Source organism: Nitrospirillum amazonense (genome assembly GCF_007828035.1).
GTDB lineage: Bacteria > Pseudomonadota > Alphaproteobacteria > Azospirillales > Azospirillaceae > Nitrospirillum > Nitrospirillum amazonense.
This window is the reverse complement of the sequence record NZ_VITV01000002.1, coordinates 857512-879596: the sequence shown is the minus strand read 5'-3', so window position 1 is coordinate 879596 and position 22085 is coordinate 857512. Positions and strand designations below refer to the sequence as shown.

At 68.1% G+C, this 22085-nt stretch carries 15 protein-coding genes; 9 read left to right on the top strand and 6 right to left on the bottom strand.

Features of this window, described 5'->3' with window-relative positions:
- Positions 1–10 precede the first annotated feature (10 nt).
- From pbpC to FBZ87_RS07900, 3 genes are all read left to right on the top strand, one after another.
- The gene (gene pbpC, locus FBZ87_RS07910; protein ID WP_246134288.1) at positions 11–2107 is read left to right on the top strand and encodes a penicillin-binding protein 1C; all 2097 of its coding nucleotides are present in this window, start codon (positions 11–13) and stop codon (positions 2105–2107) included.
- Between the two features lie 72 nt (positions 2108–2179).
- Positions 2180–3817: an alpha-L-fucosidase gene (locus FBZ87_RS07905; RefSeq protein WP_246134287.1), complete on the top strand. Its 1638-nt coding sequence runs from the start codon at positions 2180–2182 to the stop codon at positions 3815–3817.
- Positions 3818–4032: 215 nt separating this feature from the next.
- Entirely contained in the window at positions 4033–4965 is a 933-nt protein-coding gene (locus FBZ87_RS07900; protein ID WP_186454637.1) for a glycosyltransferase family 2 protein, read from the top strand.
- 222 nt (positions 4966–5187) lie between these two features.
- On the opposite strand, the gene mgrA is transcribed toward FBZ87_RS07900, so the two are convergent.
- Together mgrA and FBZ87_RS07890 are read right to left on the bottom strand one after the other, a co-directional pair.
- Entirely contained in the window at positions 5188–6231 is a 1044-nt protein-coding gene (mgrA, locus tag FBZ87_RS07895) for an L-glyceraldehyde 3-phosphate reductase (RefSeq protein WP_145609738.1), read from the bottom strand.
- 148 nt (positions 6232–6379) lie between these two features.
- Complete coding sequence (locus FBZ87_RS07890; protein WP_145609737.1) at positions 6380–8068, bottom strand: methyl-accepting chemotaxis protein; 1689 nt, start codon at positions 8066–8068, stop codon at positions 6380–6382.
- A gap of 312 nt (positions 8069–8380) precedes the next feature.
- Here FBZ87_RS07890 and FBZ87_RS07885 point away from each other — a divergent pair, with 312 nt between their 5' ends.
- Positions 8381–12208 (top strand): LamG-like jellyroll fold domain-containing protein, encoded by a 3828-nt coding sequence (locus FBZ87_RS07885; protein ID WP_246134286.1) that lies wholly within the window; start codon positions 8381–8383, stop codon positions 12206–12208.
- Between the two features lie 46 nt (positions 12209–12254).
- Here FBZ87_RS07885 and FBZ87_RS07880 read toward each other — a convergent pair whose 3' ends face one another.
- Positions 12255–13937, bottom strand: a complete 1683-nt coding sequence (locus FBZ87_RS07880) for a methyl-accepting chemotaxis protein (protein ID WP_145609736.1) — start codon at positions 13935–13937, stop codon at positions 12255–12257.
- Positions 13938–14125: 188 nt separating this feature from the next.
- Positions 14126–14617 carry a MarR family winged helix-turn-helix transcriptional regulator gene (locus FBZ87_RS07875; protein ID WP_145609735.1) on the bottom strand — a complete coding sequence of 164 codons (492 nt, stop codon included), beginning with the start codon at positions 14615–14617 and terminating at the stop codon, positions 14126–14128.
- Positions 14618–14763: 146 nt separating this feature from the next.
- Between FBZ87_RS07875 and FBZ87_RS07870 the strand changes: the two genes are divergently transcribed.
- The 4 genes from FBZ87_RS07870 to FBZ87_RS07855 all read left to right on the top strand — a co-directional run bounded on the left by FBZ87_RS07870 (position 14764) and on the right by FBZ87_RS07855 (position 18235).
- Positions 14764–15147: a tautomerase family protein gene (locus FBZ87_RS07870; RefSeq protein WP_145609734.1), complete on the top strand. Its 384-nt coding sequence runs from the start codon at positions 14764–14766 to the stop codon at positions 15145–15147.
- Positions 15144–15839: an SDR family NAD(P)-dependent oxidoreductase gene (locus FBZ87_RS07865; protein ID WP_145609733.1), complete on the top strand. Its 696-nt coding sequence runs from the start codon at positions 15144–15146 to the stop codon at positions 15837–15839. The genes FBZ87_RS07870 and FBZ87_RS07865 overlap by 4 nt, the downstream gene beginning before the upstream one ends.
- Positions 15840–16080: 241 nt before the next feature.
- The gene (locus FBZ87_RS07860) at positions 16081–17418 is read left to right on the top strand and encodes an LLM class flavin-dependent oxidoreductase (RefSeq protein WP_145609732.1); all 1338 of its coding nucleotides are present in this window, start codon (positions 16081–16083) and stop codon (positions 17416–17418) included.
- 145 nt (positions 17419–17563) lie between these two features.
- Positions 17564–18235, top strand: a complete 672-nt coding sequence (locus tag FBZ87_RS07855) for a hypothetical protein (protein WP_145609731.1) — start codon at positions 17564–17566, stop codon at positions 18233–18235.
- 38 nt (positions 18236–18273) lie between these two features.
- Here FBZ87_RS07855 and FBZ87_RS07850 read toward each other — a convergent pair whose 3' ends face one another.
- Positions 18274–19110, bottom strand: coding sequence for an oxidoreductase (locus FBZ87_RS07850; RefSeq protein ID WP_145609730.1), 837 nt, complete (start codon positions 19108–19110; stop codon positions 18274–18276).
- Between the two features lie 136 nt (positions 19111–19246).
- On the opposite strand from FBZ87_RS07850, the gene FBZ87_RS07845 reads away from it, so the two are divergent.
- A complete protein-coding gene (locus tag FBZ87_RS07845) occupies positions 19247–20164 on the top strand; it encodes a LysR family transcriptional regulator (protein WP_145609729.1) in 918 nt (305 codons plus the stop codon).
- Between the two features lie 11 nt (positions 20165–20175).
- On the opposite strand, the gene leuA is transcribed toward FBZ87_RS07845, so the two are convergent.
- Positions 20176–21843 carry a 2-isopropylmalate synthase gene (gene leuA, locus FBZ87_RS07840; protein WP_145609728.1) on the bottom strand — a complete coding sequence of 556 codons (1668 nt, stop codon included), beginning with the start codon at positions 21841–21843 and terminating at the stop codon, positions 20176–20178.
- Positions 21844–22085 lie beyond the last annotated feature (242 nt).

The window sequence follows — 22085 nt, the reverse complement described above, 5'->3', positions numbered from 1 at the left end:
GCGTGCCCGATTGACCCGCTGGGGGCTGGCCCGCCAGGGCTTCGTCCCCTGGGGGACACGCCTGGGCGCCGGGGTGCTGGCGCTCGCCCTGCTGGTCGTGGCGCTGGACCGGCTGTTCCCGCCGGACCTGCGGCGCTGGCAGGAGCGGTCCACCCTGGTGACGGACGAGGGCGGGGAGGTGCTGCGCGCCTTCATCACTGCGGACGGCGCCTGGCGGCTGCCCATGAGTGCCACCGAGGCCAACCCCATCTATTTGGCGATGCTGCTGGCCTATGAGGACCATCGCTTCTATCACCATCCCGGTGTCGATCCGCTGGCCCTGGCGCGGGCGGCGGGTCAGGCCTTGCGTCACGGCCGCATCGTCTCCGGCGGGTCCACCCTCACCATGCAGGTGGCGCGCCTGCTGGAACCGCGTCCCCGAACCGTGGTGTCCAAGCTGGTGGAGATGGCCCGGGCCCTGCAGCTGGAGGCGCACTATTCCAAGACCGACATCCTGGGCATGTACCTGACCCTGGCGCCCTTTGGCGGCAATCTGGAAGGCGCGCGGGCGGCATCGTTGGCCTATTTCGGCCGGCCGCCGGCGGCGCTGACCCCCGGGCAGGCGGCTTTGCTGGTGACCCTGCCGCAATCGCCCACCAAGCGCCGGCCGGATTTGGCACCGGCGGCGGCCCGGGCCGGGCGCGACGCCTTGTTGCGCCGCATGGCGGCCAAGGGTGTGCTGAGCCGGCAGGCGGCGCGCGAAGGCATGTCGGAGCCGCTGCCGACGGACCGCCGGCCGCTGCCGTTCCTCGCGCCCCACCTGGCCGATCGTCTGCGCCGTGCCGCGCCGCCGGGCAGCGTCATCGCCAGCACGCTGGACGCCGGCCTGCAGCGGCGGGTGGAGGCCACGGTGCGGGGGACCCAGGATACGCTGGAGCCGGCGGCGGAGGTGGCGGTCCTGGTGATGGAGATCGGCAGCCGCAAGGTGCGCGCCTATGTTGGGGGCAGCTTCACCGGCCCCTTCGGCCAGGTGGACATGGCGGCGGCGCCACGCTCCCCCGGGTCGGCGCTGAAGCCCTTCCTTTACGGCCTAGGGTTCGAGGCGCTGCCGCTGCATCCCGAGACACGCATCAACGATGTGCCCACCGTGTTCGGCGACTACGCGCCGCGCAATTTCGACGGCGGGTTCCATGGCCTGGTCACGGTGCGCGAGGCCTTGCAGCAGTCGCTGAACGTGCCGGCGGTGAAGGTGCTGGATCGGCTGGGGCCCGCCCGCTTCCTGGGCCGCTTGCGTGAGGTGGGGGCGCAGGTGATGTTGCCCCGGCCGGACGCAGCCCCCGGCCTGCCCCTGGCGCTGGGTGGCCTGGGGCTCAGCCTGGCCGATCTGACCAATCTCTACGCTGACCTGGGCGATGGCGGCCAGGCCCGGCCGCTGGTGCTGACGCCGTCGGAGGCGCCGGGGACCAAACGGCCGGCCAAGCGGCTGATGGGCGCGGTGGCCGCCTGGTACGTGGCGGACATCCTGTCGGGCACGCCCCGGCCGGATGGGCGGGCGGCGGTCGGCGAGCGCTGGGTCGCCTACAAGACGGGCACGTCCTACGGGTTCCGCGATGCTTGGGCGGTCGGCTTCACCCCGACCCATGTGGTGGGGGTCTGGGTGGGGCGGCCGGACGGCACGCCCCGGCCCGGCGCCGCCGGCCGCGACATGGCGGCCCCCCTGCTGTTCCGCCTGGTGGACCTGCTGCCCGACCGGGGCACGCCGCCCGAGCCGCCACCCGGGGTGCTGGAGGCCGGCCCAGGCCACGCCCTGCCGCCGGCCCTGGCCCTGTTCGATCGGGGGACGCCTGGTGGCAGCCTGGCCGCGGCCGCCGCCCCGCTGCGCATCGCCTTCCCGCCGGATGGCGCGGAGGTCGAGCGCACGCCCGGCCGCGACGGCGCGCCCGTGCCGGTGCCGCTGGAGGCTCTGGGCGGTCGGCCACCGCTGCGCTGGCTGGTCAATGGCCTGCCGCTTCCGGACAGCGCGAGCGGGGAGGGGGCGGATTGGATTCCCGATGGCATCGGTTTCGCCGACATCGCCGTCATCGACGCCGCCGGCCAACGGGCCAAGGCGACGGTCCGGGTTCGCTGAGCGGCGCGGATATGCGAGGCTGGCCCGTTTGGTGATGAAGGCCCATTGATGACGCAGGAGGACCACCGACCCATGACGCGCCCCTCCATCCGCTGGCGCCGCTCGTGGCACGCCATCGGCCTGCTGGCGATGATCTGCCTGCCGGCCCCGGCCCTTGCCCAGGGTGTGTCCCCCACCGCAGTCGCGCTGACCCCGGCGCAGAAGGACGCGGCCTGGCGCCAGGGCTCGGCCAAGGCGGCGCATGAGCGCGAGGTTCTGCTGAAGAAGGTGGCGGCGGGCGATGCCGCCGGTCCCTTCCGCCCGGACTGGGAATCCCTGAGGACCTGGCGGGTGCCGGAATGGTATGCGGATGCCAAGTTCGGCATCTTCATCCACTGGGGCGTCTATTCCGTGCCTGCCTTCGGCAGCGAATGGTATTCGCGCCGCATGTACATCCAGGGCAGCAAGGAATACCAGCATCACCTAGCCGTCTACGGCACCCCGGACAAGTTCGGCTATAAGGACTTCATCCCCCTGTTCAAGGCGGAGAAGTACGACCCCCGCGCCTGGGCCGCCCTGTTCCGGGCGGCCGGCGCCCGCTACGTGGTGCCGGTGGCGGAACATCATGACGGCTTCGCCATGTACGCCACACGCCTATCCGACTGGTCGGCGCTGCGCATGGGGCCCAAGCGCGACCTGATCGGCGACCTGGTGCGGGCGGTGCGGGCGCAGGGACTGCACCTGGGCCTGTCCTCACACCGGGCGGAGCATGACTGGTTCTTCGGTGAGGGGCGCAAGATCCCCTCCGACGTGAACGACCCGCGCTACGCCGACCTCTATGGCCCGGCGGAGGCGCGGCTGACGGCGGAAGACACGGGCGATGCCCAGCTGACGGGTGACTTCACCTATGTCTCGCAGGCATGGCTGGACGACTGGACGGCGCGCACGGCGGAGCTGGTGGAGGATTACCACCCCGACCTCATCTATTTCGACTGGTGGATCAGCCACCCGGCTTTTCGCGCCACCCTGCCCAAGTTCCTGGCTTATTATTACAATACCCAAGGGCGGCGCGGCGCCTCGGCGGTGGTGAATTACAAAGAGGGGGCGCTGGCGGCGGGCAGCGGCGTGGCCGACGTGGAACGGGGGCTGATGCCGGACATCCAGCCCCGCGTCTGGCAGACCTGCACCTCGCTGGGCGACTACAGCTGGGGCTATATCGAGGGCGAGCAGTACAAGTCGCCGGAGCGGATCATCCATCTGCTGGCCGACATCGTGTCCAAGAACGGCAACCTGCTGCTGAACATCGGTCCCCGCGCCGACGGCACCATCCCGCAGGAGGCGCAGGACAGGCTGTTGGCCATAGGCGCCTGGCTGAAGACCAATGGCGAGGCGATCTACGGCACCCGGCCCTGGCGCCAGTTCGGCGAGGGCCCCGCCCGGATGGCCAGCGGCTCGTTCAAGGAAGGGCAGACCGACAGGCCTTTCGGACCCGGGGACTTCCGCTTCACCACCAAGGGCGACACCCTCTACGCCATTGAGCTGGGCTGGCCCGAGGGCGGGGAGGCCACCATCCACGCTCTTCCGGCCGGTGTGGCGGTGAAGGCTGTCACCTTGCTGGATGGTGGGGCCGGCCAGGCCCTCTCCTTCCATCAGGATGAGGATGGTCTGCATCTGGCGGTGCCGAAGCGGGCACCGGGTGACTACGCTTTCGTCTACCGCATTGAACGCTAAGTCGGGGCCCGGCCAAGGGCGGGCCGTCGCAAATTTGTCATTATTATGCAATGTGGGTTAGGGCGAAGGGGTGATGGTCCCGCCATTCGGAGGCGACTTATAAAATACCTGGAATAAACCACGCGCGGCGCCCCCGCTTTACAAACAATATGCCAACAATAAAATTTGCGGATGATTGGCAGTGGCGTGGGCAGGCGACACGGATAAGGCAAGGCGTGGATGCAAACCCGCCTCGTGTCACCATTTGCGCCATCGTCAAGAACGAAGGCGCCTTCCTGCTGGAATGGGTGGCGTACTACCGCCTGTTGGGCATCGAGCACTTCGTCATCTATAACAATAGCAGCACCGACGATACGCGCGCCGTGCTGGACCGCATCGCCAGCCGGGCCGGCATCACCGTCATTGACTGGCCGTCCGCGCCCAGCAGCAGCGCCCTGACCCACTTCGAGGCACGGGATCTGGTCCTGTCGCTTTCCGATCTGCGGGAGTTCAACTGGTGGGGCGACATGAGGGTGGGGCCGCAGTTGCGGGCCTACAATCATTTCGTGACCTACTACGCGGCGGAGACGGACTGGGCCCTGTTCATCGACGCCGATGAATTCGTCGTCAGCCGGGCGGGGCTGCCCTTGCCCACGCTGGCGACCTCCTACGGCCGGGATCCGGCTGTGGGGGCGGTGGCGCTCAACTGGCGGTATTTCGGATCCAGCGGTCACCAGGAACCCGATGGGCGCCTGGTGATCGAGCGCTTCACCCGCTGCGCTCCGGCGACGTACCACGGCCATGTCCATATGAAGAGTCTGGTGCGGACCGCGGCGCTGGATCGCATGATCATCCATTCCGGCCGCCTGCGGGATGGTTTCCACTATGTCGATGACGGAGGGCAGCCGATCACGTTGCGCGACGACGGGTTCACCCCCGCCATTTCCCATGACCGGCTCTACATCCACCACTACTCCGTCAAGTCGCGGGCCGAGTTCGAGCGCAAGCGGGCGCGGGGACGCGCCCAGGTGGCCGATGGCCATCCGCACAAGCGGGAACAGTTGGATGACGAGTATTTCCGCCGTCAGGACCTGAACGACGAAGAGGACCGGACGCTGTTACACCAGGCGCCGGCCGTGAAGGTGGAGATGGCGCGTCTCCTGGCCTGACCCTGTGGGCCCGACATGGCGCTCCTTTCAGACAAAATATCCCTGAGGCGTGCAAGAACACCCCCCGCCACCTGAGGTAGCTTTCCCTTGCGGCGACGGGATGTCCCCCACTCCCCATCACCCGTCGCTTTCCTCCCCATGGGCGGTACCTGCGGCCCCCCGCCCGCACCGCCATACTGGATGCCCGCGCCCCGTCTGAGGCGCGGGCATCTCTTTATTTGCTCACTCCGGCGTGCTGGCGTCGGAGGAGCGCTGCCAGATGTTCAGGCCGGTATCGACGGCGTGGGCGTCGATTTCCGCCAGTTCCGCGTCCGTGAACGCCAGGTTGTTCAGGGCGTCCAGGCTGTCGTCCAACTGGGCCACGGTCCGGGCACCGATCAGGGCGGAGGTGACGCGGGGGTCGCGCAACACCCAGGCGATCGCCATCTGGGCCAGGGTCTGGCCCCGCCGCTCGGCGATGGCGTTCAGGGCGCGCACATGCTCCAGCGCCTCGGGGGTCAGCAGGTCTTCCTTGAACGACCCGCCCTTGGCGGCGCGGGCGTCGGCCGGCACGCCGTTCAGGTACTTTTTGGACAGGAGACCCTGCGCCAGCGGGGAGAAGGCGATGCAGCCGATGCCGCTGCCCTCCAGCGTCTCCAACAGACCGCCCTCGATCCAGCGGTTCAGCATGGAATAGCTGGGCTGATGGATCAGGCAGGGCGTCCCCATTTCCTTCAGCAGGGCGGCGGCCTTGGCCGTCATGTCGGCTGAGTACGAGGAGATGCCGACGTACAGCGCCTTGCCCTGGCGCACCACCTGGGCCAGCGCGCCCATGGTTTCCTCCAGCGGGGTGGTCGGGTCCACCCGGTGGGAATAAAAGATGTCGATATAGTCCAGGCCCATGCGGCGCAGGCTCTGGTCCAGGCTGGCGATCAGGTACTTGCGCGATCCGCCGATGCCGTAGGGGCCGGGCCACATGTCGTAGCCGGCCTTGGTGGAAATGATCATCTCATCCCGGTAGGGCTTGAAGTCGCCAGCCATCACCCGGCCGAAGTTCTCCTCGGCCGAGCCGTAGGGCGGGCCGTAATTATTGGCCAGGTCGAAATGGGTGACACCCCGGTCGAAGGCGCGGCGCAGGATGGCGCGGCCGGTTTCGAAGACGTCGGCGCCGCCGAAGTTGTGCCACAGCCCCAGCGAGATGGCGGGCAAATCCAGGCCGCTGCGCCCGCAGCGGCGATAGGGCATGGTTTCGTAACGGTCGTCGGCGGCGCGATAGAGGGACTGCATGTCGTGGGCTCCAGCTATGGGGCGGTAACCGGTGGCACCATACGGGGATCGCCGGCGCCCTCCAAGGCGGGAGTTGGTTAAGGCCACTTGGCCGCAAGCGAAGACGGAAAACCTGAGCCGCGACTGCCGCCCGGCGATTGGGGGTGGACTAAGCCGCCTTCACACCGCTGATGAACGTCGCGATCTCACGGTTCAGTGTTTCCGCCCGGCGGGATAGCTGGCCCGACGCGTTGACGATCTGGCCGGCGGCGTCGCCGGTGGTGATGGCGGCGTGGTTCACGTCGGTGATGGTGGTGGAGACGTCGCCCACGCCCTGGGCCGCCTCGTTCACGTTGCGGGCAATCTCGTTGGTGGCGGCGGTCTGTTCCTCCACGGCCGAAGCGATGACCACGGCGATTTCCGACAGGGTGGCGATGGTGCCGTTGATGTGGTCGATGGCGCCCACGGTGCGGCCGGTCAGGGCCTGGATCTCGGCGATACGGCCCGCGATCTCATCCGTGGCTTTGGAGGTTTGCGTCGCCAGCGACTTCACCTCGTTGGCGACGATGACGAAGCCCCGGCCGGCGTCTCCGGCCCGTGCTGCCTCGATGGTGGCGTTCAGCGCCAGCAGGTTGGTCTGCGACGCGATGCCGGCGATCAGCTGGGCGATGCCGCCGATGCGTTGCGCGGCGTCGGCCAGCTGGGCCACGGTGGTGCGGGTGTCCTCCATCTCCACCTGCGCCTTGTCGGCGATGTCGCGGGAATGGCTGACCTGCTGCGCGATCTCCTTCACCGACAAGGCCAGCTCCTCCGTCGCGGCGGCCACCGTCTGCACATTTAGCGCCGCTTGATGCGAGGCGCTGGCCACGGCGCCAGACCGCTGGTTGGTCTGGTCGGCCAGGCCGGCCATGGATGTGGCCGTGGCCTCCATCTCCGTCGCGGCGCTGGCCAGCAGGTGCACCAGGTCGGCCGACTGCGCCTCGAAATGGGCGACCAGGCCCTCCAGCGCCTCCGCGCGGCGGGCCTTGGCCTGCTGCTCGGTGGCCTGGGCGGCGCGCAGGCGGTCAGCCTCCCGCGCGTTGTTGCGGAACACCAGCGCGGCGCGGCCGATGTCGCCGATCTCATCCCCCCGGTCGGCGCAGGGCACTTCGGCCTCCAGCTTCCCGTCGGCCAGCGCGCGCAGGCTGCCCACCACCAGCGTGATGGGACGCAGCAAGCCGTGGCGGGCCACCAGCCAGCCCACCGCCAGGCCGGCGGCGATGCCCACTGCCGCGAACAGCACCATCAGGCGGGTGGCCATGCGGGCCGCGCGCTGCGCATGCTCATTCACCGCGACGGAGCGCTGCTCCAGCGTATCGACCAGCGCCTTCATCCTGTCCTGCAAGGCGGCGACATGGGCGCGCGAGTCGTGGATGGCGTCCACCAGGCCAGTGCGGGAGCCGCCGCCACCGTCGCGGGCCTGTCGCACCTTGTCGAACAGCGTCGCCATCACCGGGGCGTAGTCGGCATAGGCCGCGCGCACCGCGTCCAGCTGCGGCCGCTCATCCGGGGTCACCAGCTTTTCCAGGGCGTCCAGCCGGCCCTGCAGGGTGGCCGTGGCCACGTCCCTGGCCTTGGCCGCGTCCTCCCATTCCTCCGGCAGGGCCAGTACCCGGTATTCCAGCCGGTTGATGGTCGACAGCTCCCGGCTCATGCGGGCGCTCAGGGTGGCGGCGTTGCCGGCGGCCTGAATCTCGGTGGCGTTGTCCGCCATGGTGCGTAACCCGAGCAGGCCGGCGGCGGCGATGCCGCCCGCCGCCAGGGCCATGGCAGCGACGATGATGACAATCTTCCACAGGATTCGGATGTTGGAAAACATCAAGGGCCTCCGGGTTGTCAAGATGATGTGAAGTATTGGAAGGCGGCCTTAAGCGTTCATTAATTAACGTATTAATGTTGCTTGTTTGCATTGATGCGCGTCCGTTTCTTTCTGGCTACCCCAATAGGCGAGCCTTTTTCTTTGAGCCTGGATGCAGGTGGCGAGGGCTGGGGCGGCACGCCAACCCCTGCGGCGAAGCGACCCGCTTCGGGGCCGAAACCGGTAATTGCCACCGGTGTCAATTATGGCTTAGCCTTGCTTCCGACCAAAAGAAGCCGGCGCCCTGACGTGCCGGGACCCAGGGGAGGGATCATGTCCGGGATGACCAAGGCCAGCCGGGCGTTGGCTGCGTGCCTGCTGTCCACAACTATCCTGCCGCTGCCGGTGCGTGCGGCTGCCGAGGCCGGCGGCCTGCTGTTCCGCGTATCGGCCGACAGCGGCTTCGTCGCCGATGTCGCCGGCGGGCAGGCCGTGCCGAATTTCCAGGACAAGGTGAAGATAGTCCCCACCGGTGTGTCCGGCGGCGCCATCGAGTGGCCGGACGATGGCGTGCTGGCTTGGGACGCGCCGGGCAACATCTACGCCCAGCGCGGCACGCTCTCCTTCTTCTGGCGGTCGCGCTATCCGATGGGGGTGGCGCCCTTCGTCATCTTCCGCGTGGGCTTCGCCGACCACACCAGCTGGGACATGGCCTGGCTGCGCATTGACTGGAACGGCCACGGCTTCGACGCCTTCGTCACCGATGCCAACCTGGCGCGCACCCGCGTCTCTTTCACACTGGACACGCCGCCGGCCCCCGACGCCTGGACCCACATCGCCTTCGCCTGGGATGAGACGACGGGCGTGCGCCTGTATCTGAATGGCAAGGAAGTGGCGCGCCAGGATGCCAAGGGCGATTACGACGTTGGGCTGGACCAGTTCGGCTTGGCCGGACGCACCATTTCCCCCCACCAGGTGCAGAGCCGCTACAGCTTCATGCGCGGCGGCGATGTCGATGAAATCCGCATCTACGACCACATGCTGGCGCCGGCCGACATGGCGGCGTTGGCGCGCAACGAGATGTTGGGCGCGGCACCCGGCCCCGGGCCCGACGCGGCCACGCGCCAGGCCTGGCTGCATCGCTATGGCTGGGAGGACAAGGCGCCGCCCCTGCTGACGGCGCCGGTGACAGCCATCCGCAAGGTCGAGTTCGCGGATGCCAAGGACAAGAAGGAATGGATGTGGAAGGCCACCGACGGCATCAGTGAGACGACTTGGCCGGGTGTCTACAACCGGTCCCGCCTGCCCGGCCGCAATGACTATTTTACCCTGCCGGACTGGAACACCTATGTGGAGGGTGGACAGGCGCTGGACCTGGCGCTTCCCGATGAACCCTTCAATCGTGTGGAGATAAGGGGGGCCGCGTACGGCAGCCTGGACTATGCCGGCGCGGACGGCGCGTTCAGGCCGCTGGCCAAGCGCCGCCAAGGGCCGGTGCGCACGGTGGACCAGTTCGATAGCCGGCGGGGCGGGCGCCTGCGCTTCACCAACGTGGCCCAGGAAACCCCCATCCAGGAGATCTGGGCCTACAACGTGACCGAGGGGGCGGAGCCGCAGGGCACGATGAAGCTGAGCTACACCATTCGCGCCGATGCGGCCCCCGACTATGACAACCTGGCGGCCTTGCGCGGCTACATCGCCGGCCGCTATCCGGCCAACGAGCGCAGCACGGTTGTGGCCCTGCCCAACGAGGCGCCGGTGCGCAAGCGGGCGGCGGAAGCCGGCGCCAGCATGCCCATCGTGCATGTCCTCATCCCCTCCGGCTTCGGCGATCCGCCGGTGGCGCAGCCGTTGATGCGCGCTTGGGCCTATGGCTGGGAGAATATGCACGACGGTCTGGACGGCATCGCCATCGACCTGCCGGCGCTGAGTGTCGCCCCGGGCAAGGACGGGCTGATCCCCCTGAACATTCAGGTCAAGGACCCTATCTGGCCGGATCGCGACTTGATCGATGTGTCGGTCTCGGTCAAGCCGGGCCAAGCGCGCACCCTGTGGCTGGACACGCGCGATCGCATCCTGACCAACGACAGCCTTTACCTGACCGTCGCCTCGGCCGCCCCCGACTTCACCGCCCACAGCCTGGACGGCGCCCGCATCCGCCTGGTGTTCAAGGATCGGGAGCAGGCGAAGGTGGAGCACATCGCCGACCGCCTGAACCAGGTGAAGGACAACTGGGGCTTCCTGGTGGAGGAGCACACCACCTCCAAGCGCCAGCGCCTGTACCGCCGCCTCTTCGGTGATGTCAGCGACCTGCTGCGCGTGGATCCGGACAACCTGCTGGGCCGCTATTACTGGGCGGACATGAGCTATGGCGCGCAGGGCTGGCCCGCCTTCGCCCAGCCACAGGCGCCGGCCGGCGTGCCCCTGTGGGCCTTCCGCCAAGTGGAAGACATGAAGCTGGTGCGCCGCTTTGTCGATTGGTGGATCGATGAGCGCCAGGTGCCCTACGGCGATTTCGGCGGCGGCATCTCCGACGACACCGACCTGACGGAGCAGTGGCCCGGTTTGGCCCTGATGGGCGTGGAGCCGGACAAGATCAACGCCTCGCTGCGCGCCCTGATCGACGCGCAGTACCGCAACGGCATGATCACCAACGGCCTGGGCACGATCGCCACCGATGAGCTGCATTCCTATGAGGAAGGCATCAACAGCAACAGCGAAGCGCTGTACCTGAACTGGGGCGAGCCGCGCACGGTGGAGCGGCTGATGGCCACCACCAAGGCGCTGGCGGAGCGCATCATCCTGCCCAATCCCAACGGCCATGTGCACTTCGCCACCAACTGGTTCAGTGGCACCCAGGCTTACCGTGAGGGGCCGTGGGAGTGGCAGAAGCCCCATTCCTTCATGATCACCCATCCCGCCATCCTCATGGGCATCTACAACGCCAACCCCAAGGCCCGCGCGTTGATCCAAGGGCTGGCCGACGGCTATCTCGCCCACGGCAAGCCGGGTGGCAAGGACGGCACCCTGTCTTTCCCCGCGGAAATCAACTGGCGCACGGATGCGGAGCGGGATGGGGACCTCGCCAAGGCGGTGGGGGAGGTCGGGGCCATGCAAACCTTCTGGGCCAGTTACCGCTGGACCGGTGACGCCAAGTACCTCAGCCCCATCCTGTCGCGCGTGGCCCAGGCGGGACCGCGCGCCATCGATGAGCTGAACGAGAACGCCATCGACGTGCTGGGCCGCCGTGACGACTGGGGCAAAGCCATGACCGCCAAGGCCGACAAGGCCGGGCCGGCGACCCTGCGGGGCGACAGCGGGTTCGCGCCCTATATTGCCTGGCAGATGACGGGTGACAAGCGCTGGCTGGAGGAGTTGCACGCCGCCGCCATCCAGTCCAAGTCGCAGACGATGTACATGAACACCGAAGGGCACTGGTGGTCCGACCGGGTGGACCTGCCCAACGACGTCCTGCAGCGGGAACGCCTGGGCGGCGTGGCGCTGCGCCGCAACTATCTCTACCCTGGCCACACCGTCAGCTGGCGCTTCGCTGAGCCGGATGGGGCGGAGCAGGTGGCGATCCTGCTGCCGGGCGCCACGCGCGACCATTTCAAGGTGGTGGCCTACAACCTATCCGACCGGCCGCAGGCGGCGCGCATGACCACCTGGAACGTCACCGCCGGCCACTGGCGCATGGTCAGTGGTGCGGCGACCGGAGAAGGTGACGCCATCACCGGTGAGGCCACGACCAAGGCGGTGGATCTGGAACGCAGCGCCGGCGTGGACCTGGTGTTCCAGCCGCATCAGACCACGGTGCTGGAGTTCACGCTGGACCAGGCGACCACGCCGGTGGAAACCCGGCCCGACCTGGGCATCGGCCGGGACGATGTGCGAGTGGAAAAAGGCGTGCTGCACGCCACCGTGCACAGCCTGGGCGGGGCCGCCGCGCCGGCCGGCATCCTGTCACTGGTCGACGCCAGCGGCACGGTGGTGGCGACGGCGCCCGTGCCGGCGCTGGCGGCACCCCTGGATCTGGTGCCGCGCACGGCGGAGGTGACGCTGCCCTTGCCCAAGAGCTTCAAGGCGCAGGGTGCTACCGTGCGGGTGGGGCTGGACCAGCCGGAACTGACACTGGCCAATAACGTGGTGTCGCTGCCCTGACAGGTGAACCCGGCGGGGGTGATCGCCCCCCCGCCGGGTTCCGTTATCAAGCCGCCTTGATGGCCGCCAGGAAGCGGCTGACGTGGTCCTGCAGCACGCCGGATTGTTCCGACAGGTCATGGGCGGCGCCCAGCACCTGGGTGGCGGCGGCACCGGCCTGGCCCGCGGCTTCTGTCACGGCGCCCAGCGCATCTGCCACGCCTTGGGTGCCGGTGGCGGCCTGGCCCACGTTGCGGCTGATTTCCGTGGTCGAGGCGCCCTGCTGTTCCATGGCGGCGGCGATGGAGGTGGAGATGCTGTTGACCTCCTCGATCACCGCGCCGATGGCCTGGATGGCGGTGGAGGTGCGGGATGACACCTGCTGCACCGCCGTGATCTGGGCGGCGATGTCCTCCGTCGCCTTGGCCGTCTGGTTCGCCAGGCCCTTCACCTCCGCCGCCACGACGGCGAAGCCCTTGCCGGCCTCCCCGGCGCGCGCGGCCTCGATGGTGGCGTTCAACGCCAGTAGGTTGGTCTGTTCGGCGATGGTCTGGATCAGGGTCACCACTTCGCCGATGCGCTGGGTGGCATCGGTCAGCCCGGCGACGGTGGCCATGGTTTCGCGCGCGTCCGCGCTGGCGCGGCCGGCGATGGCCTGGGCGTGCACCACTTGGCGGTTGATCTCCGCGATGCTGGCCGCCATCTCCTCGGCTGCCGCGGCCACGGTTTGGACGTTGGCGGTGGTCTGGCCCGCGGCGGCGGCGGCACTGGCCGACTGGCGGTTGGTTTCCTCCGCCACGCCGGACATGCTCTGCGCGGCGGTGTCCAATTCGGCGGCCGCACCGCTGAACTGGCGCAGGATGTGGGAGGATTGGCGGTCGAAATCGCTGACCAGGCTGTCGATGGCGGCCACGCGGCGGGCCTTGGCCGCCTCCGTCTCCCGCTGCGCGGCGGCCAGGCGCTCGGCCTCCACCAGGCCGTCGCGGAACACCTGGACGGCGCGTGCCATGGCGCCGATCTCATCCTGGCGGTCGGCGCCGGGGATGGCGGTGTCCAGCTGGCGGTGGCTCAGCCGCGTCATGACGGCTGTCAGCTGACGGGTGGGGCGGCCGGTGGTCAGCACCATGATGGCGCCGGTGGCAAAAGCCACGGCCAGTGCCGTGGCCAGCGCCAGCAGCGTGCCCAGGCGCGAGATGCCAGTGGTGCGGCTCAGCTGGGCGTAAGCGTCCTGTCCGGCGCGGTAGTTCAGGTCCGCCGCCTCGGTCAGCACCTTGACCAGGGCGCGGGTCTGCTCGCGGTTTTCGCCGGCGTACAGCTTCAGCGCCGTTTCCCGGTCGCCTTTGTGCAGGGCGTCGATGACCTGGGTGGAGGAGGCAAGGAACCGCGGCCACAGTTTGTCGAACTGGTCCATCTGCGGCCGCTCGATGGTGATCAGCGGGTCGTAGGCCCGGCGGCCCTTGGCCACGCGGTCCAGTTCCTGGGTCACCGTCTTTTCCTGTTCCGCCCGGGCCGCGTCATCGGTGGACAGCAGCATGCCCTGCTGGAAGCGGCGGGCCTCAAGCACGCCCTGCAGCAATTCATTGCTGGCGACGATGGAGGGCAGGGCGTCGGTTCCCAGGTCGGCGGCGGCCGCCTCGATGCGGGAAAGGCGCTCCAATGCGAACAGCCCCAGGCCCAAGGTCACCAGCAAGACCAAAGCGAAGGCGGAGAATATACGGGTGCGCAAGGAAAGATCGACAAGACGCGGCATGGCGGCTCCTGAAGCGGATTGCGCTGGGGCCCCTGTCCATTTCCCACAAGAGATACCCCATTGTAGGAAGAGGACATGGGGTGCACCTGTCCAATTGCTACCCCCGTTAACCTTGTATCCTGTCGCGCGCCGGCGGCCTGCGGCGTTCTGCCGCTATCTTGCTATCAATTACATGGCATTTTATTCAATCAGAACTGATCGGAACTGGTGGTGTTACTAGGCGCTTCCGACAGTTCCGCCGTTTCCACCTGGCGCAGCACGGCGCGCAGGGTCAGGGCGTTGTCGCCGCCGAAGGCGGACTCAAACCGCGCTTGCGCCGCTGCCCATAGCGGCTGGGCCTGGGCGATCAGATCCTGCCCCTCCGCCGTCAGCACCAGCACCCGGCGGCGCTTATCCGCCGGCGTGATCGTCAGGCGCACCAGGTTGCGCTTCTCCAGCGGGCGCAGCAGGTGCCCTAGGGTGGACCGATCCATGGCCAGCAGGGCCGCCAAATCCTGAATGCTTTTGGGTCCATGGCGGTTGAGGCGGGACAGGATGGAGTACTGATTAATGCCCAACCCCGTGGGCGCCAGGGCGGCGTCATAGAACTTGGTCAGGCGGCGGGAGGCCTGGCGCAGGGCGGCGCAGTTGCACTGCGTGGGTTCGGACAGGTCGGCGGCAAGGGGGGCGGTGTTAGGCATGAATGGTCCTGGTGGAGACGGGCACCAGCGTATCAGGCGCGCCCGCGGCGGCGCTGTCAACGATCATATGGGCAATTACCCATAAATGCGGCATGCTCGTATTTGGGTGTCCCGCTGAGGGCCGCCCACAACCGGAGGAACATCCCATGCCGCTCGCCCGCATCGACTTGGTCAAAGGCAAGTCCGCCGAATACCGCCACACCATCGGCGAGGTGATCTATGAGGCCATGCTCAGCACCCTGAACGTGCCCAAGGATGACCGTTTCCAGATAATCACCGAACATGGTGACAGCGACTTCGTGGCCGACGCCAATTACCTCGGCATCCACCGCACCCGCGACACGGTGATCATCCAAATCACCCTGAACCAGGGCCGGACGCTGGAGGTGAAGAAGGCCTTCTACAAGGCGGTGGCCGATGGCCTGCACGCCCGGCTGGGGCTGCGGCGCGAGGACGTGTTCATCAACCTGGTCGAGGTACCCAAGGAGAACTGGTCCTTCGGCAACGGTGAGGCGCAGTACGCATCATGACGGGGAAATCGGCACTGATTGTTGGCGCGGGCAAGGGCATTAGCGCTTCGCTCGCCCGCCTGTTGGCCAGGGAAGGGTTCCGCGTGGCGCTGGCCGCACGCAACACGGACAAGCTGGCGGACCTGGTGGCGGAGACGGGGGCGCAAGCCTACGCCGTCGACGCCGCCGAACCCGAGGCGGTGGCCCGCCTCTTCGAACAGGTCGACACCGACCTGGGCGTGCCGGAACTGGTGGTGTTCAACGCCAGTGCCCGTGCCCGCGGGCCGGTGCAGGACCTGAACCCTGCCCAGGTCCTGGAATCCCTGCGCGTCTCCGCTTACGCCGGTTTCCTGGTGGCCCAGGCGGCGGCGGTGCGGATGCGCGTGCTGGGCCGGGGCAGCATCCTGCTGACCGGCGCCACCGCCAGCGTGAAGGGCCTGGCGGGTTCCACCCCTTTCGCCATGGGAAAGTTCGCTTTACGCGGCATGGCGCAAAGCCTGGCGCGCGAGCTGGCGCCGCAGAATATCCACGTTGCCCACTTCGTCATCGACGGTGGCGTGGCCAGCAGCTGGTCCAAACCCGGCGAAGACGGGCCGGCGGACAAATGGCTGGACCCTGACGCCATCGCCCGGGAATACCTGCACATCCACACCCAGCACCGCAGCGCTTGGACCTGGGAGGTGGAATTGCGCCCGTGGGTGGAGAAGTTCTGACCTCAGCGTCCCTGGGCCTAGGTCCAGGGACGCTGTAGGCCGCGACGGCGGCCGCCGGAGCATTCTGGGGAGCGGAGCGGACCGGAATGTGAGGACGAGCCAAGGCCACGGATGTGGCCGCCCGACGTTTGAGGGAACACGACTGGTTCCGGCGCCACTCAACGGTCTCATTGAGAAGACTCGTTTGTGTGGCGCCGGTCCCGCCCGGATGCTGACCGCCTTGATTTCAGCGGAGGCGATCATGAGTGCGGGCAAGCAGTTGAAACTGGGTTTCATCCTTCACGGCGTTGGCCGCACCTGGGGTGACTGGCGCCATCCGGACGCCCAGCCCGACGCCAGCACCAACTTCGCCTTCTACAAGCGCCAGGCGCAGGTGGCGGAGAAGGGCAAGTTCGACTTCCTGTTCGTGGCCGACAGCGTCTACATCACCGAGAAGTCCAGCCCCCACTATCTGAACCGGTTCGAGCCGCTGACCATCCTGTCGGCGCTGGCCGGCGCCACCAGCCATATCGGCCTGGTCGGCACCCTGACCGTCAGCTACAGCGAGCCCTATAACGTGGCACGCCAGTTCGCCTCGCTGGACCATATCAGCGGCGGCCGGGCGGGCTGGAACGTGGTCACCAGCTGGCTGGAGGGCAGCGCCGCCAACTACAGCAAGGCCCAGCACCTGGCCCATGACCAGCGCTATCGCCTGGCGGCCGAATACCTGGATGTGGTCCAGGGCCTGTGGGACAGCTGGGAGGATGACGCCCTGGTCCATGACAAGGAAAGCGGCGTCTTCTTCGACCCGAAGAAGCTCAACACCCTGGACCATAAGGGGGAGTTCTTCCAGGTGAAGGGCCCCCTGAACATCGCCCGATCGCCCCAGGGCCAGCCGGTGATCTTCCAGGCCGGCGCGTCGGAGGACGGCAAGAACTTCGCCGCCAGGCACGCCGACGCCATCTTCGTCGGCCAGGATGATCTGGCGGAGGCGCAGGCCTACTACGCCGACGTGAAGGCGCGGGCGGCCGGTTTCGGCCGCGACCCGGAGAAGGTGTTCATCCTGCCGGGCGTGGCGCCGGTGGTGGGCGCCACCGAGGCGGAGGCCGAGGCGAAGTACCAGGAACTGGCCAACCTGGTGTCCATCGAGAACGCCCTGTCCATGCTGGGCCGGCCGTTCAACGACCACGATTTCAGCCAGTACGACCTGGACGCGCCCTTCCCGGACGTGACCGCCGTCGGCCTCAACAGCAACCAGAGCAGCGTGTTGAAGATCGTCAGCGCCGCCAAGCGCGACGGCCTCACCCTGCGCCAGGTGGCCCAGCGCTTCGCCACACCGCGCGGCAACTTCGTCGGCACGCCGGAACAGATCGCCGACAAGTTCCAGCAGTGGCTGGACGCCAAGGCCGCCGACGGCTTCGTCTTCTTCGAGGCGCTGCCCAAGCAGCTGGACGTGTTCGTGGAGACGGTGGTGCCCATCCTCCAGGACCGTGGCCTGCTGCGGCGGGAGTATGAGGGCGAGACCTTCCGCGACAATCTGGGGTTGGAGGTTCCGGTCAACCGCTTCACCGCGCGCAAGGCGGAAAAGGGCGCGGCGTAGGCAAGTGGTGGCGGGCAGGAGGCAGGTTTGCGCGGCGCGACCCAACCCCACCTCATGATCCCACGAAAAGTTGTATCTACCCGGAGATATTGCGCCCCCGCCCTTGGGATGGACATGCTGCGCCATCCATAGAGGGGAGTGGCTTATGGGCAAAGCATATGCTGTCGGGGCTGTTATCGCCGCCACGCTGATGGCTGGTCCAGCCTTCGGACAGGCGACCGCCCGCCCTTGCGGCGTGGAGGAGGCGGCCGGCCCCGCCTGCCTGATGGCCCACCAGAACATCGCCGCCTTGCCGGGGGGCGACATTTATTGGCACCTGGACACCTTCCCCTCCAAGGCGGCGGCGGAGGCGGTGGCCAGCAAGACGGGCAGCGTCGTCGCCGCCTTCGGCAAGGTGTGGCTGTTCACCATCGAAGGGAGAGGATGGCGGCCCCCGCAGGGTGGTACGCACGTGGCGGACATCGGGCCCCTGCCGGTGACCTCCGCTGCCTCCTATTCGGCGGAATATCTGCGGTCGGTCTTCACGCCCGGCATGACGGCGCCCCTGCATGTGCATTCAGGGCCGGAGGCCTTCTATGCGCTGACCGGGGATACATGCCTGGAGACGCCGGCCGGTGCCCGGCAGGAGCGGGGACCGGGCAACAGCCTGGTCATCGAAGGTGGCCCGCCGATGCTGCTCATGGCCATCGGCACGGCGCCGCGCCATGGCTTCGCCCTCATCCTGCACGATGCCGCCCGGCCGCCGACCACCCTGATCCAGGATTGGCAGCCGCAAGGGCTGTGCGCGCAGCAGTTCGCGCGCGATCAGGCGCAATAGCGACGGGGCGGCCCTCCTCGAAGGGTCGCCCCGTCTGCTCACGCGCCGGCCGGAAAGTCGGTGGACAGCGCCACCTTCCGCCACTGCGCCAGTTCGCCGGCCACGAAGGCGTTCTTCTTCTCGATGGCGGCCACCGTGTCGCTGCCCAGTGGCAGGCGCACGGGCGGCTGCGGCGCGTTCACCAGGGCGATGAAGGCCTGGGCCAGGCGGGCCGGATCGCCCGGCTGGGCATGGTTGGCGCCAGCGGCGAAGTCGCGCATGCCGCCCACCGTGGCGTGATAATCCTCGATCTGCGCCTTGGTGCGGGCCAGCGACTGGTCATCCAGGAAGTCGGTACGGAAGAAGCCGGGCTCCACCACGGTTGCATGAATGCCTAGGGGGGCGACCTCCAGCGCCAGCGCCTCGGTCAGGCCTTCCACTGCGAACTTGGTGGCGCAATAGGGGCCCCAGCCGATGAAGGACTGATAGCCGCCGATGGACGACAGGTTGATGATGTGACCGGCGCGCTGGCGGCGCATATGCGGCAGCACGGCGCGGGTCACGGCCAGCAAGCCGAAGACGTTGGTGGCGAACAGGCGTTCCACCTCCGCCCCGCTGGCTTCCTCCACGCCGCCCAGCAGCCCATAGCCGGCGTTGTTCACCAGGATGTCGATGCGGCCGAAGGTCTTGATGGCCTGTTCCACCGCCGCCTGGGCCTGCGCCTCGTTGGTCACGTCCAGCTTGGCGGCCAGCAGGCGGGGAAGGGATCCGAAGCGGGCGGTGACGGTGGACGGGTCGCGGGCGGTGGCGACCACGGCATCGCCGGCGGCCAGGGCCTGCTCGGTGATCAGGGCGCCGAAACCCCGGGACGCCCCGGTGATGAACCAGACACGCATGATGCTCTCCTTTGTTTGGGGGCCGGAGCCCAGTGCCGCCGGCTGACGAAGGGAAAGCTAGCGCCGCGCATCTGATGAATTAATCCAAGGAATTTGCGTTAGCCTGATGAGACAACTTCATCAATAATATCGGCCTATGAAACGCATCGATCCGGCGGAGCTGTCCGTCTTCCTGGCCATCGCCACCCATCGCAGCTTTCGCAAGGCGGCGGTGGAACTGGGCGTGACGCCATCCGCCCTCAGCCACGCCTTGCGCGCCATCGAGGAACGGCTGGATCTGCGCCTGGTCAACCGCACCACGCGCAGCGTCGCCCTGACCGAGGCGGGAGAGCGGCTGTACGTCCGCATCCGCCCGGCCTTCCTGGACATCCATGACGCCATCGAGGATTTGAACAGCTTGCGTGGCCAGCCCGTGGGCACCTTGCGCCTGAATGCCTCGCAGGCGGCGGCGCGGCTGGTGCTGCTGCCCCTCGTGCTGCGCTTCCTGGCGGCCTTCCCCGACGTGCGGGTGGAGATGGTAGTGGATGACGCGCTGGTCGATGTGGTGGCCGGCGGCTTCGACGCCGGCGTGCGCTTCGGCGAGAGCATCGCCGGCGACATGATCGCGGTACCTTTAGGCCCCCGCCAGCGCTTCGCTGTGGTGGGATCGCCCACCTATTTCGAACGCCATCCGGTGCCGGCCACCCCGCACGATCTGCGCGGCCTACCTTGCATCCGCTACCGCTTCCTCAACGGCGTGCTCTATCGCTGGGAATTCGAGCGGGCGGGCGTGGCGCTGGATGTGGAGGTCGATGGCCCCCTGACCCTCAGCGACCAGGATCTGATGGTGGACGCGGCCTTGGCCGGCATGGGCCTGGCCTATGTGTTCGACGCCCGGATAACCGAACTGGTCGCGTCGGGCCGCCTGGTGCGGGTGCTGGAAGACTGGTGCCCCTATTACCCCGGCCTGTTCCTCTACTACCCCAGCCGCCGGCACCTGCCCGCCGCCCTGCGCGCCTTCATCGATTTCGCGCGGGCGCCGGGGCAGGGCCGTCCGCAAGCGGGACGGCCCTGAACCCTGGTTGCTCAGCCCACTCCGTTGGCGGCGCTGAGCACGGCGCGGACGGAGGCGGTGGCGACGTCGGTGTCGATGCCCACGCCGAAGACCTTGCGGCCGTCGCCAGTGCGGCATTCGACGTAAGCCGCGGCGCGGGCGTCGCCGCCGTGGCCGATGGCGTGTTCCTGGTAATCCACGATGTCCAGGTCCACGCCGCAGTCGGCTTTCAGGGCGGCCAGCACGCTGGACAGCAGGCCATTGCCCCGGCCGCTGATGCTGCGTTCCTCGCGGCCCACGCTGATCCGGCCGGCGAACACGCGCTCCTTGCTGCCGGCGGTGCCGGTCTCCTGATAGTCGATCAGTTCGAAACGCTGCAGGCCGGTCAGGCAGTAGGTGTCCTGGAAGATGGACCAGATGTCGGCGGCAGTCAGCTCGCGGCTGGTCTCGTCGGCATAGCCCTGGACCACCCGGCTGAAGTCGATCTGCAGGGGGCGGGGCAGCTTGAGGCCCTTGTCCTGTTCCATGACCCAGGCGATGCCGCCCTTGCCCGACTGGCTGTTGACGCGGATGACGGCCTCATAGCCACAGCCCAGGTCGGTGGGATCGATGGGCAGGTAGGGCACGTCCCAGAATTGATCGTTGCGGCCGGCCTGCGCCGCGAAGCCCTTCTTGATGGCGTCCTGGTGCGATCCGGAAAAGGCGGTGAACACCAGCTCACCGGCATAGGGGTGGCGGGGGTGCACCGGAATCTGGTTGCAGTACTGGACCGTCTGGACGACCGACTGGATGTCGGAGAAGTCGAGGCCCGGGTCCACGCCCTGGGTGTACAGGTTCAGGCCCAGGGTCACCAAATCGACATTGCCCGTGCGTTCGCCATTGCCGAACAGGCAGCCCTCGACACGGTCGGCGCCGGCCTGTACCGCCAGTTCCGCCGCGGCCACGCCGGTACCCCGGTCGTTGTGGGGGTGGACGCTGATGATGACGCTGTCGCGGCGGCTGATCTGGCGGCAGAACCGCTCGATCTGGTCGGCGTAGATGTGGGGGCCCGCGGCTTCCACCGTGGCCGGCAGGTTCAGGATGACGGGCTTGTCCGGCGTGGGTTGCAGCACGTCCAGCACCGCCTCGCACACCTCCAGGGCGAAGTCGGGCTCAGCCGTGCTGAAGGTCTCGGGCGAGTATTCGAAGATCCAGTCGGTCTCGGGATACTTCTCCGCCTGCTCACGCATGATGGTCACGCCCTTGACGGCGATGTCCTTGATGCCCGCCCGGTCCATGCCGAAGACGATGCGGCGCCAGGCGGGGGAGATGGCGTTGTACATGTGGACGATGGCGCGGGGGGCGCCGCGCAGGCTCTCAAACGTGCGCTCGATCAGGTCGCGCCGCGCCTGGGTCAGCACCTGGATGGTGACGTCGTCGGGCACCTTGCCGCCCTCCACCAGGCTGCGCACGAAGTCGAATTCGGTCTGCGAGGCGGAGGGGAAGCCGACCTCGATCTCCTTGAAGCCGATCCTCACCAGCATGTCGAAGAAGCGCTGCTTCTTCTCCGCGTCCATGGGGTCGATCAGGGCTTGGTTGCCGTCGCGCAGGTCGGTGGACAGCCAGCGCGGCGCCCGGGTGATGGTGCGTGACGGCCAGGTGCGGTCGGGCAGGTCGGCGTGGGCGAAGGGGCGGTACTTGGTGGAGGGATCGCGCAACATGGTCAGGGCGTCTCTGCTGCAATGTATTCAGTCGGGGGGTGAATACGGCCAAGGGTACAGCCGCCGGATGGCCGTCAGGCCCGGCGACCGCCGGTAAGGAGCAGGCGCGCGGCGAGGGTCAGCGGCTGGGCGCTGGCGGCGGCGATGCTGGTCTTGGCAGAAGAGCCCCTGGGGGCGACGTGACACGACATGTGGTAAACTCACGAACCTTGCGCAAACTTATGACGAAATCCCCGGTCCTC

Bases quoted from the DNA above. Each gene is read 5' to 3' on its own strand.
- FBZ87_RS07905 (WP_246134287.1), top strand. From the start codon at position 2,180: ATGACGCGCCCCTCCATCCGCTGGCGCCGCTCGTGGCACGCCATCGGC.
- mgrA (WP_145609738.1), bottom strand. From the start codon at position 6,231: ATGCAGTCCCTCTATCGCGCCGCCGACGACCGTTACGAAACCATGCCC.
- FBZ87_RS07890 (WP_145609737.1), bottom strand. From the start codon at position 8,068: ATGTTTTCCAACATCCGAATCCTGTGGAAGATTGTCATCATCGTCGCT.
- FBZ87_RS07885 (WP_246134286.1), top strand. From the start codon at position 8,381: ATGTCCGGGATGACCAAGGCCAGCCGGGCGTTGGCTGCGTGCCTGCTG.
- FBZ87_RS07880 (WP_145609736.1), bottom strand. From the start codon at position 13,937: ATGCCGCGTCTTGTCGATCTTTCCTTGCGCACCCGTATATTCTCCGCC.
- FBZ87_RS07875 (WP_145609735.1), bottom strand. From the start codon at position 14,617: ATGCCTAACACCGCCCCCCTTGCCGCCGACCTGTCCGAACCCACGCAG.
- FBZ87_RS07870 (WP_145609734.1), top strand. From the start codon at position 14,764: ATGCCGCTCGCCCGCATCGACTTGGTCAAAGGCAAGTCCGCCGAATAC.
- FBZ87_RS07865 (WP_145609733.1), top strand. From the start codon at position 15,144: ATGACGGGGAAATCGGCACTGATTGTTGGCGCGGGCAAGGGCATTAGC.
- FBZ87_RS07860 (WP_145609732.1), top strand. From the start codon at position 16,081: ATGAGTGCGGGCAAGCAGTTGAAACTGGGTTTCATCCTTCACGGCGTT.
- FBZ87_RS07855 (WP_145609731.1), top strand. From the start codon at position 17,564: ATGGGCAAAGCATATGCTGTCGGGGCTGTTATCGCCGCCACGCTGATG.
- FBZ87_RS07850 (WP_145609730.1), bottom strand. From the start codon at position 19,110: ATGCGTGTCTGGTTCATCACCGGGGCGTCCCGGGGTTTCGGCGCCCTG.
- FBZ87_RS07845 (WP_145609729.1), top strand. From the start codon at position 19,247: ATGAAACGCATCGATCCGGCGGAGCTGTCCGTCTTCCTGGCCATCGCC.
- leuA (WP_145609728.1), bottom strand. From the start codon at position 21,843: ATGTTGCGCGATCCCTCCACCAAGTACCGCCCCTTCGCCCACGCCGAC.